The organism is Micromonospora craniellae (genome assembly GCF_014764405.1).
GTDB classification, from domain to species: Bacteria; Actinomycetota; Actinomycetes; order Mycobacteriales; family Micromonosporaceae; genus Micromonospora; species Micromonospora craniellae.
In genome coordinates this window covers 3467377-3483631 of the sequence record NZ_CP061725.1, presented here as the reverse complement: position 1 = coordinate 3483631, position 16255 = coordinate 3467377, and the positions used below count along the sequence as shown (strand labels likewise).

Below are 16255 nucleotides of genomic sequence, written 5' to 3'. Positions count from 1 at the left end.
GACGAACCGCGTGAGCCCCGGGAGGAGCTCGTCCTCCCTCGTGGGTGGTTTGCGGTCATCAATGTGGTGTCAGCGCATCAACGTGGCGCGGCACCCGAGGCATGCGGATCGTATTCGCTCCTCGTGTCGCCCGGCGGCGGGCGGGACCGACGAGCGGCATGGCTCGTAGAGGTCCCGCACCCCCAAACCGGGGTTTGTGAGCCGTGGCGAACACTTGCCGCGCCCACAAGCCGCTCACACAGTGCGGCGACGGCTCACAGCGCAGGTCAGGGCTGGTTCTTGCGCACAGCAGGCGTGTCCGAAGGACAGGGGCTCACAGCGGTGGGGAACTGCCCAGGCGTGTCGTTGTGTGAGTGTTGGCGGGGCTCACAGCCCTTGACAGACATCGACAGGTACAACCGCCGGTCTCCCGCAGAAACGGCTGTGGCCCGACGTGGTGCACGTCGGGCCACAGCCGCTGGAGTCGGTGGGGTGGAGTTGTCAGGCAGCCGCCGTGACCGGGACCTGGGCGGCGGCTTCGCGGCGGGCAGCGGCACGGCCCGCTCGCCGTCGGCCGCGCTGCCCGGCCTGCAGCCGTAGCTGCGCCACCGTCTCCGGCGACGCGCCCCCGGTCAGCAGCCCGTCCGTGAGGGCTTCGGCGATGCGGCCGTCGATGCGGGACAGGCGCATACGGAGGGCGTCCACGCTGACGCCGGCCGCGGCGGCGATGGGCTCGATCGCGCGTCGTCCGAGCCGCACGTCGATGTAGGCCTGCTCGTCCTCCGGGTCGAGGATTCCCAGGGTCACCGCACGGCGGACCAGCAGGTCCGGATGCCCGTACGGCACCTTCGGCGTGCGGGGACCGGACGTGACGTGCTCGATGTCCTCCACCGGCACGTACTCCTGCTGCCGCAGCCGCAGGTCACGCCCGGCCCGCCACGCCGCCTTGCACAGGCTCGCGTACGGCGCCGGCTTGGTCAGGTCCGCCCGATCACGTAACGCGGTCAGGAAGCCGGTCAGAATCTCGGCGTCCACGTCCGCCGGGTCGCCGTTGTACCCCTCGCACAACCGGCCCGCGTATTGCCGCAGCGCCGGCATCGCCATGCCGACCGCAGCGACGACCCAGTGCGGCCCGTCGAGCCGAGCACGGCGGATCAACTCCCGCCACACCTCGTCACGCGCCGCATAGGCGCGAGGATGACGCAACAGCCACTCCCGCAGCGCGGGCAACGGCACCTCCTGCTGCGGGAGACCCGTGTCGAGGCCGAACGCCGCGCAGTCCAAAACCAGTGGCGCGGGTTCACACGTCAGCGCGGCGAAGGCGGTCGCCGCCGCGTCAAGGGCGGAAGTGGGCCAGTCCGTACCGTCGGACACACTCATGTCAAAACTCCTGTGACAGCGATGAGATTCGATGACGCCGCCGGTGTCGTCACGGCGAGCGGTGACATCGATTCCGCCACAGCGGGCTCACAAGCCTCTGACAGAGCTGCTCACACCTCCGATCACCGTCCGCGTCCCGGCCTCCGACAAAGACGGAAAGCAGGAAAGTGTCATCGACTGTGACTAATGGAAAGGTTTCTGACAAAGGCGGGTTGACCTGCCCTGTGACACACTGACAGAACCTGTGGCACGCGCTCGCGGTGGCTCAGACACCGGCCCACCCCGCAACCTGCGACACGGCGTCAACACCACTGAGAGGGCGGTCCGCAGTAACTTGATCTGATCTATGCGTTGCGTCCGGTTGGTGGTCTTCCGGCGGGTTCGCCATGGATAGCAGTAAGTCGATGGGTTGAATGTGAGTTCTGGTCGTGACCGTCGGGCGGATGGGGCGTTAGCCCGGTCATGGGTGATCGAAAGCGGTATCCCAGTGATGTCACCGACGAGCAGTGGGAGCTGATCGGGCCGTTTCTGCAGGCGTGGAAGGCCAAGCGGGTCGCGGTCTCGGTGTCGGGTCGTGAGGGTGACTACGACCTGCGGGAGATCGTGAACGCGATCTTCTACCAGAACCGGACCGGGTGTCAGTGGGCGTACCTGCCGCACGACCTGCCGCCGAAGTCGGCCACCTACTACTACTTCGCGCTGTGGCGTGACGACGGCACCGACCAGGTGATCCACGATCTCCTGCGCTGCCAGGCCCGGGAGAAGGTCGGCCGTCGGGAGGATCCGAGCGCGGTCGTGTTGGACACCCAGTCGATCCGGGCGGCGAACCACGTCCCGGCCGCGACGACCGGCAAGGACGCGGCGAAGAAAGTGTCGGGGCGTAAGCGGGGGCTGGCGGTGGACGCGTTGGGGCTGGTCATCGCGGTCGTGGTGACCGCAGCGTCGGTCACCGACAACGCCATCGGTATCCGGCTGCTCGACAAGGTCGTCGCACACACCCCGACGGTGAGCCGCGCCTGGGTCGACGCCGGGTTCAAACAGGACCTTGCACTGCACGGCGCCGTCCTGGGCATCGACGTCGAGATCGTCAAACGATCCGACACCAAGCCCGGGTTCGTACCGATCCGTAAACGGTGGATCGTCGAGCAGGTCAACGGCACCCTGATGCTGCACCGCCGACTCGCGCGGGAGTACGAAAGCCGACCAGAATCGTCGGTGTCACGAACCCTGTGGGCGTCGACGGCGAACATCGTGCGCCGGCTGACCGGAACCAGCACACCCTCCTGGCGGCACCGGTGAACCTCCCCACCGTCCTCGACCTGATCGCCGACCGCGAAACCACCACACGCCAACGCGCCGACCAGCTGCGCGAGCAGATCACCGCGCTCACCGAAGAACTCGCCCGCCTCGACGGCGAACTGGCCGACCTGGCCACCACCCGCACCACCCTGCGCACCCTCGCCGCCGCCGAGTTCACCGCCGACGACCCCACCATCGCCAGCGCCCCCTACCAGCAAATCCTGCACATCCTCAGCACCGCGCCCACCGGCATGCGCGCCAAGGGCATCTGCCTCGCACTCGGCGTCGAACCCCTACCGAAACACGTCGAAGGCACCCGCGCGAAGCTGAAACGCATGGTCAACCACAGCGTCCTCACCGAAAACGAACCCGGTGTCTTCGCACTTAACCCGAAACGGACGTAGCACTGCGGACCGCCCTCTGAGTGGCTGTGAGTGCGGCAAGTGTTCGCCAGGACTCACAAACCCCGGTTTGGGGGTGTCAGCGCTTCACGGCGCGGCGCGGAGCCGACAGCACATGAGCGAGCACACGCCGCACCAGTACAACCCGGCCGACCACATCGAGCCGGCCGACTCCACACTGATCGACCTGATCGCCGGCGACCCGCCGGTACCGATCACGGTCTGGCGCACGGCCCGCACCGGCGCCGAAACCCGCACCAGCCTGCCCACCCGTCTGGCCTACCGCCTCGTCGCCGCCTACAGCCGGCCCGGAGAGGCGGTCGTCGACCTCACCACCGACCACGCCCTGGCTGCGATCTGCGCCCGGGGTGGACGCCGACACCACCGCGCCTGGTTCACCGACGGCTCGGGCCTGCTCATCGGCCCGGCCACCAGTGGCGTGCGGACGGCGATCGAGACCAACCCGCTTCTCGCCTCCCACGAGCCGGAGGCCGGCGATGGCGAGGAGCCGCCCGAGTTGACCGAGTGGTTCGGAGACGACCTCACCGACCCCGACCTGTGCGGCACCGACACCGCGGCCGTCCGGCCGCCCGAGGACGGCTCCCTCGACTCGGCTACCAGCCTGGTGGTCGCCTGCTGGCCGCTGCACTACGCGGACACGACCGCCCGGGTCAGGCTCGCCTGGCTGCTGGCCGCCTGCGCGCGGCTCCTGCGTCCCGGCGGCTGCCTCGTCCTCGTGGTCGGTGTGCCCGCCGGTACCCAGCCCACGCCGGAGGACTTCGGTCCCCTCGTGGCCGCCGCCTCCAGCGCGGGCCTCGGCTACCTGCAGCACATCGTCGCGGTGGAGGCCGACACCGACGGGGACCAGTTCGTCTACCACGTCGTCACCGACGAGGAACTACTCACCCTGGCCCACACCAACCCCGCGCAGTGGACGGTGGCTCACCTGCGGGTGCACGCCGACCTGCTGGTGTTCACACCCCACCCGGCTACGGCGCACGAGTCGGGACGACGCGGCAACGGCGGTGGTCGCCGTGCCTGAGCACACCGCTCCCGGGCAACCCGACCCGCACGAGCCGGACATCAACAGCCCCGCCGCCGGCGAGGACTACCCGGGCCGGCATCGGGAGTACGAAGGCCGCCACCGCGCCGACCTCGAAGGTCTGTCGGTCTGGGCCACCGCCCAGTCCACCGGCCCCGTGCAACGACGCGGCCGGTACGTGCCGGAGTCGGTCAAGCACCCCGCCCGGATGCTGCCCGCGATCGCCGCCCACGCCGTCGGCGCCTACACCCAGCCCGGTGACCTGGTCCTGGACCCCATGTGCGGCATCGGCACCACCCTGGTCGAGGCGGTCCACGCCGGCCGCGACGCCTTCGGCATCGAGTACGAGCCTCAATGGTCGAACATCGCCGACGCCAACATCCGCCACGCCCACGACCACGGCGCCACCGGACGCGCATCGGTCATCCGCGGCGACGCCACCCGGCTGATGTCGCTGGTGCCGAAGGCCCTCACCGGACAGGTGGCGCTCGTGGTCACCTCCCCGCCCTACGGGCCGACGGTGCACGGCCTGGTCCGTCCCAGCGCGGACGGTGTCGTGAAGTACGACGACCGGTACAACGACGGCCACGACCGCGGCAACCTCGCCTACCGCGACCTGACCGGCCTCGCCGACGGGTTCGCCCAGATCCTGCACGGCTGCGCCACCCTGCTCCGACCCGGCGGCGTCGTCGTGGTCACCGCCCGGCCGTGGCGCAAGCGGGGCGAGCTGGTCGACCTGCCCAGCGCCGTCATCGCCGCAGGCCTGCGCGCCGGGCTCGTCCCGATCGAACGGTGCGTCGCCCTGCTCGCCGCCGTCCGCGACGGGCACCTCGTCGCCCGCCCGTCGTTCTTCCAACTCCAGCAAGTCCGCAAGGCCAGGGCCAGCGGAACACCGATGCACCTCATCGCCCACGAGGACGTCCTGATCTTCACCAAGGCCGCGACCTCGTCGGAGGACGGAACCGAGGTGGTTGCGTGAGCGCGCCCACCCACCGCTTCCTCTCCCTCGGCGCCGGGGTACAGAGTTCGACGCTTCTGCTGTTGGCAGCCCAGGGCGAGATCCCTGGGTTCGACGCGGCGATCTTCGCCGACACCTCGTGGGAGCCGGCCGCGGTCTACCGGCATCTGGACCGCCTGACCGGCATCGCGGAGCGGGCCGGGATCGAGGTCGTGCGTGTCAGCACCGGTGACATCCGGGCTGACGCTCTTGACCCGGCGCACCGATTCGCCTCGATGCCGCTGTTCACGCTCGGACCGAACGGTGAGCGGGGCATGGCCCGGCGGCAATGCACCTCCGAGTACAAGATCAAACCGATCAAGGCGGAGGTACGGCGCCGACTCGGCTATCCGCACCCGGCCCGCATGCCTGCCGGCGTCGTCGCGGAGATGGCGATCGGGATCAGCCTGGACGAGATCGGCCGGGCCCGCGATGCCGACGTCGGCTACATGCGCAACGTCTTCCCACTGCTCGACCTCGGTTGGCGGCGCGACGACTGCCTGCGTTACCTGCACCAGCAGGGTCTCGGGGACACCCCGCGCTCGTCGTGTGTGGGGTGCCCGTTCCACGACGACGGCTTCTGGCTCGCACTCCGCGAGAACAGCCCACAGGAGTGGGCGCAGGCGGTGGCCTTCGACCACGCCATCCGCAACGGCTCCGCGCGAGCCAACGCCGAAGGGCATCCGCTGCGCGGGCAGTTCTTCCTGCACCGGCAGCGGGTGCCGCTCGACCAGGTGGTCCTGCGTCCACGCCCCCAGCCATCGGACACGCCGGGCTGCGGGCCGTGGACCTGCCCCCACGACGCACCGGTCTCGGTCATGGGGCACGGGGAGGTGGCGTGAGCATTGGGCACACCACCGCTTGGCGAATCGGATCCCTCTGCAGCGGATACGGCGGGCTCGACCTGGCCGTCGAGCTGGTGCTCGGCGGCCAGCTCGCCTGGTACGCCGAGACCGACCGGCACGCCAGCACCGTCCTCGCCCACCACTGGCCCGGCATCCCCAACCTCGGAGACATCCGCACCGTCGACTGGACCCGGGTCGAGGCGGTCGACATCCTCACCGCCGGGTTCCCGTGCCAAGACATCTCCAACGCCGGCAAGCGGGTCGGCATCGCGGGCGAGCACTCCAGCGTCTGGAAACACGTCGCCACCGCTGTTCGCGTACTTCGACCCCGACTGCTCTTCGTGGAGAACGTCGCCGCCCTCCTCAGACGAGGGCTCGACGTCGTCCACGCCGACCTGGCCGAGATCGGGTACGACACGAGCTGGCTATGCCTACGCGCATCCGACGTCGGCGCGGCCCACCGACGCGACCGGCTGTTCCTGCTGGCCACCCCCACTCCACCGCGGGGAGGAGGTGCCGACGTTGCCGACACCCTGCGCCCGTGACGGCAAAGGCCCCGGCCACCCCTACGGCCTGCCGGATCTGATCGAGCCGACCGGCACCCGCCACGGCCTCCTGCCCACCCCGACCGCGGTGGCCTACGGGTCGAACATGTCCCCGTCGGCCGGAGCGGCCCGCCGGCCCAGCCTGGCCGGCGTCGCCACGCAGCTACTGCCGACACCGACCGTGGCCGACAGCCGCTCCTCGGCGAACACCACCGCCGGCCGCACCACACCCACCGCACATGCGGGGCGGACGCTGACCGGGGCGGCCCGGCTGCTGCCGACGCCGAGGGCCAGCGACACCGGCACGCCCGGCCGGCGGGCCGGCACCGGATGGCGGCCACCGTTGTCGCAGGTCCTGCTACCCACCCCCAGAGCGACCGACGGCGTCAAGGGCTGCCCCGGGCAACGCGGGTCGCACGGTGACCTCACCCTGCCCTCGGCGACTGTGCGGGTTCCAGTGCGGACGCTGCCCACTCCGCGTGCCTCCGACGCGCACGGGCCCGGCAGGCACGGTGACGGTGGAGCGGACCTACGCACCACCGTCGCCGGACTGGGCCGGCCCGACGCCGACCGGTGGGGTCCGTACGCCGCGGCGGTGGCCCGGTGGGAGCTGCTGCTCGGCCGTCCGGCACCTGCGCCGACCCAACCGGGACGGCACGGCAAACCGGTCCTGGCACCGCCGTTCGTGGAATGGCTGATGGGCCTGGATGCGGGCCACGTGACCGACCCGACGCTCGCGGTGCCGCGCACCGCCGCGCTGCGGGTCCTCGGTAACGGCGTCGTCCCCCAACAGGCGGCCGTCGCGTTGCGGCTGCTGCTGTGCCCGCACCGGTGGGCGGTGCCGGCATGACCGATCCCAGCACCCTGGACGACTACCGGTATCGCGGCTCCAGAAACAGCCCGACAACGTCGGCGACCCTCGCCGGATTCGCAGGCCATGCTCGCTCCACAGCCGCGACACGTAACGCTCGGACACCACCACGCCCTCGGCGCTCGAGGTAGGCGGCCATCTCACGGCTCGACCAGTGCGACAACTCGGTCTCCGGCGGCGGATTCGACTGTGCCAGCCCGAGGATCCGATCCCGCACCGGCCCTCGTTACCTGCTCTCGTCCGCCGCCACGCTGACGGTCAGGCGGGCTGGACAAACCACGTACGACCTTGGGGTCCTCCGGGTCGATCCCGACCGTGCCCGACGCTTAATTCGAACCAGGCCCGGTGTCCTCCGGGTCGGAACGTGGCTGCGGTGCCGTATCCGTCACAGGATTCTCCTTCACACATCGATCGACAGGCGGCGAACGCCGCGCGGTCGGCGCCGAACCGTTCCCGGCGCGTGCTGATGAACCCTCACCTCTAGGCGCAGGGCAAGTGCACGCCACAGCCGAATGCCGCCAGGGTCGCCACCGGCTCGCGCGGGTCGGCGGCGGCATCCGCGACGCGCCCCCAGCTCGGCGCTATGCAGCCGCCCGCAGACGGGCGCTGATTTCACGCGGGCTTACGCGGCGGCTGCGCGGCGGCGCGCCGCCCCACGCCGTCGGCCTCGCTTCCCACAGCCCCTCTCACCTCACGTCCTCGGAAGGACCGTCTTGCCATGACCATGCCCGACCACCACGCCGCCGACTACTCCAACCTCGAATGCGAGCAGCCCGATGACACCGCTTGGACTGTCGAGCGGATCCGCGCACTTGGCCCGTGGACCGACATCGCCACCGTGGCGGAAATCTTCGGCCTGTCGCGCGCCACCGCCTACGAACTCGCCAAACGCGGCCAGTTCCCGATCGCCGTGCTGCGGTTCGGTAGTCGCTACCGGGTACCGGTCGCGGCGATCCTTGCCGCCCTGCACCTGCCCGTCGGCGACGAGCATCCGCCACCGCCGGCGACTTGATCTACCGCCGAAGGCACGCGTCGATCATCCGGACGAAATCCACAGCCACCGGCTGCCCGACAACTCCTAGGAGCAACAGCACCATGGCACAAGGATCCATCCTCAAAATCTGCACCTGCCGCGACCCGGACGGTAAGAAGCTCGGCAAAAGGTGCCCTCAGCTCCGCCGCACCGGCGGGGCATGGAACGCCCACCACGGCAAGTGGGGATACCAACTCGAACTGCCGAGAAAGGTCGACGGCTCCCGCCGTTCGCTGCGCCGCTACACCTTCGACAGCAAGGACGACGCCGCCACGGACTGCGGCCAGGCCCTCGCGCTGCTGGCGCTCGCCGGCGACGACACCGCCCTCGCGACCGAGATCGCCGACCTGCTCCAGCACGTCAAGGCAGGCGCCCCGATGCCCGACCGCGACACCATCGCCAAACGGGTCAGCGCGGGCCTTCCCGCCAGCGTCGACATGACCGTCGGCGAATACCTACGGCAGTGGCTGGAGTCCCGACGCAACATCGAGCCGAGCACCGAACGCACCTACGGCTGCCACATCCGCGTACACCTCATCCCTCACCTCGGCGCCATCCCGCTGGTGAAGCTGCGCGTCGAGCACATCGCGGCGATGTTCACCGCGATCATCGACCGCAACACCGCTATCGAGGTCGCCCGTCAGAGCGAGGACCCGCAAATCCGCGCCACCGTTCGTGGAGTCCGGATCACCGGCCCGGCGATGATGCAGCGTATACGCGCCACTCTGCGCAAGGCGCTCAACGATGCGATGGCACGGTCCAACAACCGGCTGATCGACTTCAACCCCGCCAAGCACGTCGAGCTGCCCTCAGCGAAGCAGCCCAAGCCCCGGATCTGGACGGACAAAGCCGTCGCACGGTGGCGCGAAACCGGGGAGAGGCCCAGCCCGGTCATGGTATGGACCCCGCAACAGGCCGGGGCATTCCTCGACTACGCCCAGGATCACGACATCGCCCTCTATCCGGTGTTCGTCGGAATCATGCACCGCGGGATGCGCCGCGGCGAGGCACTCGGCCTGCGCGACACCACCGTCGACCTGGACAACGCCCTGGTGACGGTCGATCTACAGCGCACCACGGTCGGATACGACGCCGTCGACAAGAAGGTCAAATCCGAATCCGGCAACCGCACCTTCGCCCTGGACAGCTTCACCGCAGCCGCGTGGCGCGCCTACCTCACCCGCCGCGCCCGCTGGCAACTGGCAACTGGCAACAGCTGGCCGAACACCGGGCGGTTCTTCGTCCAACCCAACGGCGAGAAGTGGCATCCGGACACCGTCAGCAAGCGCTTCGACAGCCTCGTCCGCCACGCCGGACTGCCCCCGATCCGGCTACACGACCTGCGACACTGTGCCGCGACGTACCTGAAAGCCTCCGGTGCCGACCTCACCGACGTCAAGGAACTACTCGGTCACTCCACCATCACCATCACCAGCAACACCTACACCTCTGTCATCGTCGAACTAGAAGTCGAACGGGACAAGGCGGAGGCCGCCGCCGCGCTGGTTCCCCGCCGCCGACGCCCACGGGCCGCTTGACCGACACGATCCACCCGCACAACCGCTCCGACGTGCCCCAACACGGATGGCCTCGGGGATCCTCCGATACGCCCCACCAGGGGCCAAGGTAAACCGCGCCGCTGTGCATCGTGCGACTCTAGGGCCGACGGCGTCGGACCGCCCGACGCACAGCCCGCTCGCCGCAGCCGGTTACTCAGTCCGGCGTCGCGATAATGCCACGACGCCGGACTGAGCGTCCGGGCGCAGCAGCAGCGCGGCCCTCCGGGGAAAGCCGCGCGTCTCCCTGCCACGGAATCGGGTAGCCTATGGCTCGGCGGGCCGCTAGCTCAATGGGCAGAGCTGCTGACTTTTAATCAGTAGGTTCGGGGTTCGAGTCCCCGGCGGCCTACAAAAAGAAGACTTCCACCTGCGAATACAGACGTTCATCCATATGACTTCCGTCACCGCGGTTCCTCGTTGTGGACGTAGTAGCGCTGAGGCACACTTCCGAGCGGTGAATCGGCGACCGCCACAGGACTCCTTCCATCACGGGCGGTGGCGCACCGTCAGCGAGCTCGCAGTTGGGTGCGACGGCGGTGACGATCCGTCTCCAGGCGCCACGATTACGAACTGGCTGCTCCTTGCTGAGTGACATGGGTCTGTCATCGAGGCTGGGCGATCGTGCCGCTGAGGGCGGACCGGGCGGCGCTGGCAGCAGACCAGCCAGCGACACTTAGCGTCGGTTGTCGTCGTGCGGGGCGAGTTTCGTTCACGCCGGAGGGAGTGTTCGTAGCTCGTTGAGGAGGTCTCGCACGGCAGGGGAACGGGCGCTGGCGGGGGTGAGGTCGTCGTGGAGGCGACGTAGTAGTGCGACGCTTCGCGCGGAGCTGACGGCGGGTAGGCGGCGTAGGGCGAGTCGGGCGGTGTCGACGGCGAGGTCGAGGTCGCCGGCGGCGTGGTGGGCGAGGCTGAGCCATGCTCCGTGGCGCAGCGCGGAGCGTTGCGGCGGGTCGTTGGGTTCGGTGTGGGCTCGGGCGTGCAGCAGCTGCTCGGCGTGGCATAGGAGCCGGCGCCGTTGTTGGGGTATTTGCTCGGCGAGAACGACGAGTCCGCGGCCGGTGATCGCGTCGAGTTCGACATGGTCGATGTAGGAGGCCCATCGGGGAAGCGGCGTGTCGGGGGTGGTGTCGAGGAGGGTGAGGGTGTCCTCCCGGGTGCGGTGGAAGCTGGTCAGGTCGCCGGCGACAGCGTGGGCGAGGCTGCTGCGGGCGGCGACCAGGGCACGCACGGCCGGTGGGGTGGTCGCTGCGGATTCCTGGGCGGCGGCGGCGAGTTGGAGCGCGTCGAGGGCATGTCCGCGGTCGGCGGCTTGGTTGGACATGAGGGCCAGGACGCTGGCGGCAAGGCCGGGGTCGGCGGCTGCGTGCGCGGCGCGTAGGGCGGTGAGGTACCAGCGTTGCGCGAGGCCGTCCTCGTAGGCGTCGAAAGCCATAAATCCTGCGGTCTGGGCGAGTTGCGCGAGGGCGGCGGCGAGTCGACGGCCGGCAGCAGTGTCGTAAGACGCCCGGCGCAGGAGTCGTGCCACGGCGGTGAATTGGTCGTGGACGAAGTCGCGGGCGGCGCCGCCTTGATGGTCGTCGAGCTGCTGGGCGTGGTTGACGAGATTGTCGATCATGTCCAGCAGGGGTGGGCTGACAGGTCCGCCCTCGCTGGCGGCGGAGACGATGTCCGGGGCGGGCTGGTGGAGCGCGGCCCATGCGGGGGCGGTGAGCGCGGCACCGGTGACAGCGATGACGGTGCGACGGGTCGGCACGGGTCCTCCCACGAGGCTGAACAGTCCGTTGCAGTCCCAGGCTAGAACCATCGCGTGATTCGCCGGCAGCGCCGAGCGTGAACGCGGGGCGGTCACACCCCCAGACGTCTGGTCGTTGCGGCGGCTTCGCACTGCGCCGAACAGCTATTCTGTCCTTTCCCGTGAGGCCGTCGAGAGTCGGGACTTTCGTGATCGAGCCACAGCAGGTCCAGGACGCCAAGCGTGCGCTGGGTGCGAAGCTCGCGCTCCGGCGCAGGTCGCGTGGTCTGACGCAGGCTGACCTCGCCGCTCGGGTGTACAGCACCCGCAGCACCGTCGCTGGTGTCGAGCGGGGTCACCAGGTCGCTGACCGGGTCTTCTGGCAGCGCTGCGAAAGGTTGCTGGACACCGATGGGCAACTCCTCGCCACCTACGACGAGTACCAGAGCCTCAGGCTGCAATTCGATCAGGAGAGGCGCCGGGCGAGGCAGCACGCGCGGTGGGGTGAGACCGACGATGATCTGCCACAGTCGCCGGGCGGCGTCGGTGCCGCGACGGGCCAAACGGCGTCGAGCGACCCTACGGAGAAGGCGTGGTCGACCGACCTGCCGGCTGCCCCGATGCCCGGCCAGCGGTTAGCCTCGGTGACGGTTGATCCGGCGTTGGCGTTGCACTGGAACGAGATGCTCCAGCTCCTTGCGGTCTCCCACAATGCTTTCGGCTCACGGCAGGTCTATGGTGTTGTCTGCCGGGAGTTGCCGATCGTCCGTCATTACCGACATGTGGCCCCAGACGATCTCAAGCCGCGTTTGCTGGCGGTGGAGGCACGATGGGCGGAGTTCGCGTCGTGGACTGCCGACAGCCTCGGAGATGTCGGCGCAGCGACGCACTGGCTCGACCACGCGCTCACCCTGGCGAACCGAGCGGGCGACAAGCGGATGGCCGCCTACATTTTCATGCGCCAAGCGCAGCAAGCCGTGGACCGATCTGAGGGCACCTCGGCCACAGGACTTGCCCGCACCGCCGAGACCATCGTGCCGCTCACCGACCGCGACCGTGCCCTGTGCCTGATTCGCCAAGCCCAGGGACACGCTCTGCGCGGCGACCGACCCCGATCGCTCACCGCGATCACGGCCGCACGAGAACTCGTCGACCGGGCGACAGGTGACGTCGCAGACGACGCGGACACCATCGGCCGCCACTGCACCGACGCCTATCTTCGAGCGCATGAGGGCTACTGCCTGCTACGCCTCGGTCAGGCTCGGGCCGCGGTTGATGTTCTTGAGGACGTCCTGAACGGTTGGCCTGTCGACTACCGGCAGGACGAAGCGCTCACACGAGGCTGGCTCGCCCTGTCCTACGTCGCGACGAACCGTCTTGCCGAGGCGGGCGCCGAGGGTAGCCGGGCCTTGACCCTCGCCGCCGCGACGGCTTCTGCGAGGGCGATGCGTTCGCTGCGCCAGGTGCATCTCCGACTCGCAGGCACGACGACATCTGCCGACGTGACTGAGTTCCGTAATGCCTTCTCCCTCGTCGAGTCCACGGTCAAACTCTGATCATGGGCTTGATCTCTGGAGCGACGACCACGGACGAGGCGAACCGGGCTGCGGATGTCGCCGTACTGCCGGTGGGCAGTTTCGAGCAGCACGGCGACCACCTTCCACTGATGACGGACACCATCGTGGCCTGCGCGATCGCACAAGCTGCCGCAACCGCGTACGAGTTGTTGCTGCTGCCCCCGGTGACGATCAGTTGCTCGCAGGAGCACGCGGGATGGCCCGGCTCGGTGAGTATCCGCTCGTCCACCCTGACCCGCATCATCACTGATGTCGCGGAGTCACTGAGCCGGGCTGGCGTCGACCGCTTGGTCGTGGTCAACGGTCACGGCGGGAACTACGTGCTGTCCAACGTCGTGCAGGAGGCGAACGTCGCCGGACGCCGCATGGCCCTGTACCCGAGGCGGCAGGACTGGGAGACCGCCCGCCAGCACGCCGGGCTGAGCAGCACAAGTCATGACGACATGCACGCCGGGGAGATCGAAACCTCTCTGCTACTGCACCTCTGCCCCGAACTCGTCCGGCCCGGATACCAGACCGCCGACCACCTCGCGGACCGCCCGGATCTGCTCGTACTCGGGATGCGCGGCTACACCGACACCGGAGTCATCGGCAAACCATCCGCTGCTACGGCCGGCAAGGGAAAGGCAGTCCTGGAGAGCCTGACCAGGTCTTTCGCGGCGAGTCTCGCGCTGCTCAGATAGCCCTTCGAGACACATCGAGCCCGGGGCAGTCCCCCGATTCGACGTCATCTGACGATATCGGCGGATTCGGCTGTGGTCCGGTACCACGGCTGCGAGGTAGGCACACGTCGGCGTGGCCGAAGATGGCTTCCGTGGCTGCTTGCGCGAGGTGGCTTGGGCTGCGGCAGGTACCCCGATTTGGTTCGAGTGGAAGATCAGGTGTTCCACGATGACCACGCGTAGTCCCCGGGTGAGTTTGCCTGTATCGCGTAGGCCCCGAAGGGTGGTGCCGGTGTCCTCGAACGGGGTATGCCGGGGGCGTCCGGATCTGGCCGATGAGCGCGCCTTCGGCAGCGAAGCGGCACCTCCCCGCCCGGCTCATCACAAGCCGATGAGGCCCGGTAGGTCTTGAGAATCTCGTCAGCGCGGCGGGACTGCGTTACGCCCGTGGCTGGATGAAGAGCGGTCGGAAGAACGACGCCTCCTCGGGATCGGCGTGAAGGTGGCGACGCCAACCGAGAGATGACCAGAAGCCGTCGGCGCCCTCGGAGAAGGCCACGAGCCGACGGTCTGGGTAGCGGTTGTGAAGGAGGCCGATGACAGCGCGGCCGATGCCGCAGCCGCGGTGATCGTCGTGCACCTCAATGAACTGAATCTCGAGTGCGGTGGCTCCCAGTGGCGGAACGTCGGCATAGTGATCGATCTCGACCTCGTTGTCCAGGTGAACCCGCGCGACCTCGTTGTTGTTCTCTACAACTCGCAGAAAGACGCTCTTGGAATGGGGATAGACGGGGCTGCCGTACCACCATAGGTTGTTGAATCCGAGGCCTGCTTCCTCGTACGTGAACGGAAACCAGAACCGCTCGCCCACTGGGCGGTCGAGTTCGACCAGGGTGAGGCGCATATGGTGATTCTGCCTCAGGAAGAGCTGCCGACGCTCAGGTAGGGAGCTGCCACGCCGGGGAGTTGCTAGTGTCTCTCGCGTGAAGTCGCTGCTTGAGGACGTTGTCGAGTTCTACCTGGAGCCGACCGACTTCAACGGTCTGCCGTTGCGCGACGCCACCAAGGAGGTTCGTGACGAGGCCTCTGAGCTGGTCACTGCCGGCTTGATCGAGGTGATCAGCGACGCCGATTCGATGAACCCTCACATTCGCCGGTGGTCGAGTCGCCGCACTCGGGAGGAGCAGCTTCTCGACATCGCCGAGTCCGGTGACAAGGGGAGGGTGGTGTGCCTCTACCCGACGGCGGCCGCGCTCGCCGATCGCCTACCGGCCGACCTCTACCGGGATCAGCCCTACCGGCGCAGGCAGGCCGAAGGCGGTGGCCGTCTGGAAGCCGCCTACTTCCGGTTCGATGTCCTAGAGCCCTACCGCAACGACCCGCGCTACCACTTCGACCTAACCGACTTTGGCGTACGAATCTCGGTCACCGACGCCACGTATGAGGACGCCGAGGAGCACGAGGAGGACAAGACCTCGATCTCGCACGTCGGCTTCGCCTATGACCTGTCGAAGTTTGACCCCGAGGACGCGAACGCCCCGATCATCCGGCGGGTGTGCGCCTTCCTCTGCGACCTGGGGGATCTGACGCCAACGCACCAGCAGAGGTGGCGCACCTACGAGGTGTCGAAAGTTGATGGCCTGGAGCCGCATCCTGTGTGGTGGAACGCGCAGGCGCACGGCGCATGGCCGGACGGTCTGGGCCCCTTCGAGCGCCTGCTGTTCGAGCTGCGGACGTGGAATGGGTTCCACAACAGCATATTCGGCGTCGATCTGATGCGGACGACCGAGCGCCCCCGCGAGTTCGGCTGGATCCTGCGCCCGTCGCAGCAGGAGTACGACGCCTTCATCCACCTACTCGACAAGCTGCTCTCAGAGAACCTACGGCACGAGGCCCTCGACAGGGCAGGCATCCCGAAGCAGGACAATAACGGGCAGAACCTTGGCACGCTGTCGCGCCTCGAACGCCTCTTGGAGAACACTGCCGTCACGCAGGCCAATCGACGCGAGATTCTCAAACCGATCAGAGACGTGCGATCCGCCCGGCAAAGGCCAGCGCACACGTTGCGGTCGAACGTCACCGACAAGACGTTCGTCAGGAAGCAGGCTGAGCTGCTCAAAGATGTGACGGCGAGCTTGGTCGCCCTGCGAGGTCACTGGCAGAGCCATCCAAGCAACGCGGGATGGTCGGAGCCCGGTTACACCGCCAAGCACTACTGGTTGTAGGTTGCAAGCGTGCGGCGTCCGCGCCGAGGAAGACGCAGTGTTGAGTTCGGTCGCTAGTGTGGCTAAGCGCTGCCATGTGAGCGCCGCTTTAGACCACGAGTAGCCCAT

At 68.5% G+C, this 16255-nt stretch carries 15 protein-coding genes and 1 tRNA gene; 13 read left to right on the top strand and 3 right to left on the bottom strand.

The genetic code is table 11. The features are described 5' to 3' along the window. Positions 1-480: 480 nt before the first annotated feature. Positions 481-1359 carry an RNA polymerase sigma factor gene (locus ID554_RS15510; RefSeq protein WP_117230213.1) on the bottom strand — a complete coding sequence of 293 codons (879 nt, stop codon included), beginning with the start codon at positions 1357-1359 and terminating at the stop codon, positions 481-483. Between the two features lie 462 nt (positions 1360-1821). On the opposite strand from ID554_RS15510, the gene ID554_RS15505 reads away from it, so the two are divergent. From ID554_RS15505 to ID554_RS15460, 10 genes are all read left to right on the top strand, one after another. Continuing rightward, positions 1822-2658 (top strand): IS5 family transposase, encoded by an 837-nt coding sequence (locus ID554_RS15505; protein ID WP_117230212.1) that lies wholly within the window; start codon positions 1822-1824, stop codon positions 2656-2658. Then, the gene (locus ID554_RS15500; RefSeq protein ID WP_117230250.1) at positions 2655-3062 is read left to right on the top strand and encodes a hypothetical protein; all 408 of its coding nucleotides are present in this window, start codon (positions 2655-2657) and stop codon (positions 3060-3062) included. The genes ID554_RS15505 and ID554_RS15500 overlap by 4 nt, the downstream gene beginning before the upstream one ends. A 112-nt stretch (positions 3063-3174) precedes the next feature. Then, positions 3175-4101 carry a class I SAM-dependent methyltransferase gene (locus tag ID554_RS15495; RefSeq protein ID WP_117230211.1) on the top strand — a complete coding sequence of 309 codons (927 nt, stop codon included), beginning with the start codon at positions 3175-3177 and terminating at the stop codon, positions 4099-4101. Then, positions 4085-5080 carry a TRM11 family SAM-dependent methyltransferase gene (locus ID554_RS15490; RefSeq protein ID WP_117230210.1) on the top strand — a complete coding sequence of 332 codons (996 nt, stop codon included), beginning with the start codon at positions 4085-4087 and terminating at the stop codon, positions 5078-5080. Before ID554_RS15495 ends, ID554_RS15490 begins: the two co-directional genes overlap by 17 nt. Further along, positions 5077-5940 (top strand): hypothetical protein, encoded by an 864-nt coding sequence (locus ID554_RS15485; protein ID WP_117230209.1) that lies wholly within the window; start codon positions 5077-5079, stop codon positions 5938-5940. Before ID554_RS15490 ends, ID554_RS15485 begins: the two co-directional genes overlap by 4 nt. Further along, on the top strand, positions 5937-6488 hold the full coding sequence (locus ID554_RS15480; protein WP_117230208.1) for a DNA cytosine methyltransferase: 552 nt from the start codon (positions 5937-5939) through the stop codon (positions 6486-6488). The genes ID554_RS15485 and ID554_RS15480 overlap by 4 nt, the downstream gene beginning before the upstream one ends. Further along, the gene (locus ID554_RS15475; RefSeq protein ID WP_396888369.1) at positions 6457-7338 is read left to right on the top strand and encodes a hypothetical protein; all 882 of its coding nucleotides are present in this window, start codon (positions 6457-6459) and stop codon (positions 7336-7338) included. Before ID554_RS15480 ends, ID554_RS15475 begins: the two co-directional genes overlap by 32 nt. A gap of 739 nt (positions 7339-8077) precedes the next feature. Continuing rightward, positions 8078-8371, top strand: coding sequence for a helix-turn-helix domain-containing protein (locus ID554_RS15470; protein ID WP_317985196.1), 294 nt, complete (start codon positions 8078-8080; stop codon positions 8369-8371). A gap of 83 nt (positions 8372-8454) precedes the next feature. Further along, on the top strand, positions 8455-9930 hold the full coding sequence (locus ID554_RS15465; protein ID WP_117230207.1) for a tyrosine-type recombinase/integrase: 1476 nt from the start codon (positions 8455-8457) through the stop codon (positions 9928-9930). 297 nt (positions 9931-10227) lie between these two features. Beyond that, positions 10228-10300 (top strand) — tRNA-Lys (locus ID554_RS15460). Positions 10301-10660: 360 nt separating this feature from the next. Here the strand turns inward: ID554_RS15460 and ID554_RS15455 are convergent. Beyond that, on the bottom strand, positions 10661-11704 hold the full coding sequence (locus ID554_RS15455) for a hypothetical protein (RefSeq protein WP_223884090.1): 1044 nt from the start codon (positions 11702-11704) through the stop codon (positions 10661-10663). A 188-nt stretch (positions 11705-11892) separates the two neighbouring features. On the opposite strand from ID554_RS15455, the gene ID554_RS15450 reads away from it, so the two are divergent. Beyond that, positions 11893-13239 carry a helix-turn-helix transcriptional regulator gene (locus tag ID554_RS15450; RefSeq protein WP_158573810.1) on the top strand — a complete coding sequence of 449 codons (1347 nt, stop codon included), beginning with the start codon at positions 11893-11895 and terminating at the stop codon, positions 13237-13239. Between the two features lie 2 nt (positions 13240-13241). Then, positions 13242-13943, top strand: a complete 702-nt coding sequence (locus tag ID554_RS15445) for a creatininase family protein (protein WP_117230205.1) — start codon at positions 13242-13244, stop codon at positions 13941-13943. A gap of 418 nt (positions 13944-14361) precedes the next feature. Here the strand turns inward: ID554_RS15445 and ID554_RS15440 are convergent, their stop codons facing one another. Beyond that, entirely contained in the window at positions 14362-14826 is a 465-nt protein-coding gene (locus tag ID554_RS15440) for an N-acetyltransferase (protein ID WP_117230204.1), read from the bottom strand. A 79-nt stretch (positions 14827-14905) separates the two neighbouring features. On the opposite strand from ID554_RS15440, the gene ID554_RS15435 reads away from it, so the two are divergent. Continuing rightward, on the top strand, positions 14906-16147 hold the full coding sequence (locus ID554_RS15435) for a hypothetical protein (protein ID WP_199489277.1): 1242 nt from the start codon (positions 14906-14908) through the stop codon (positions 16145-16147). Positions 16148-16255: the final 108 nt, after the last annotated feature.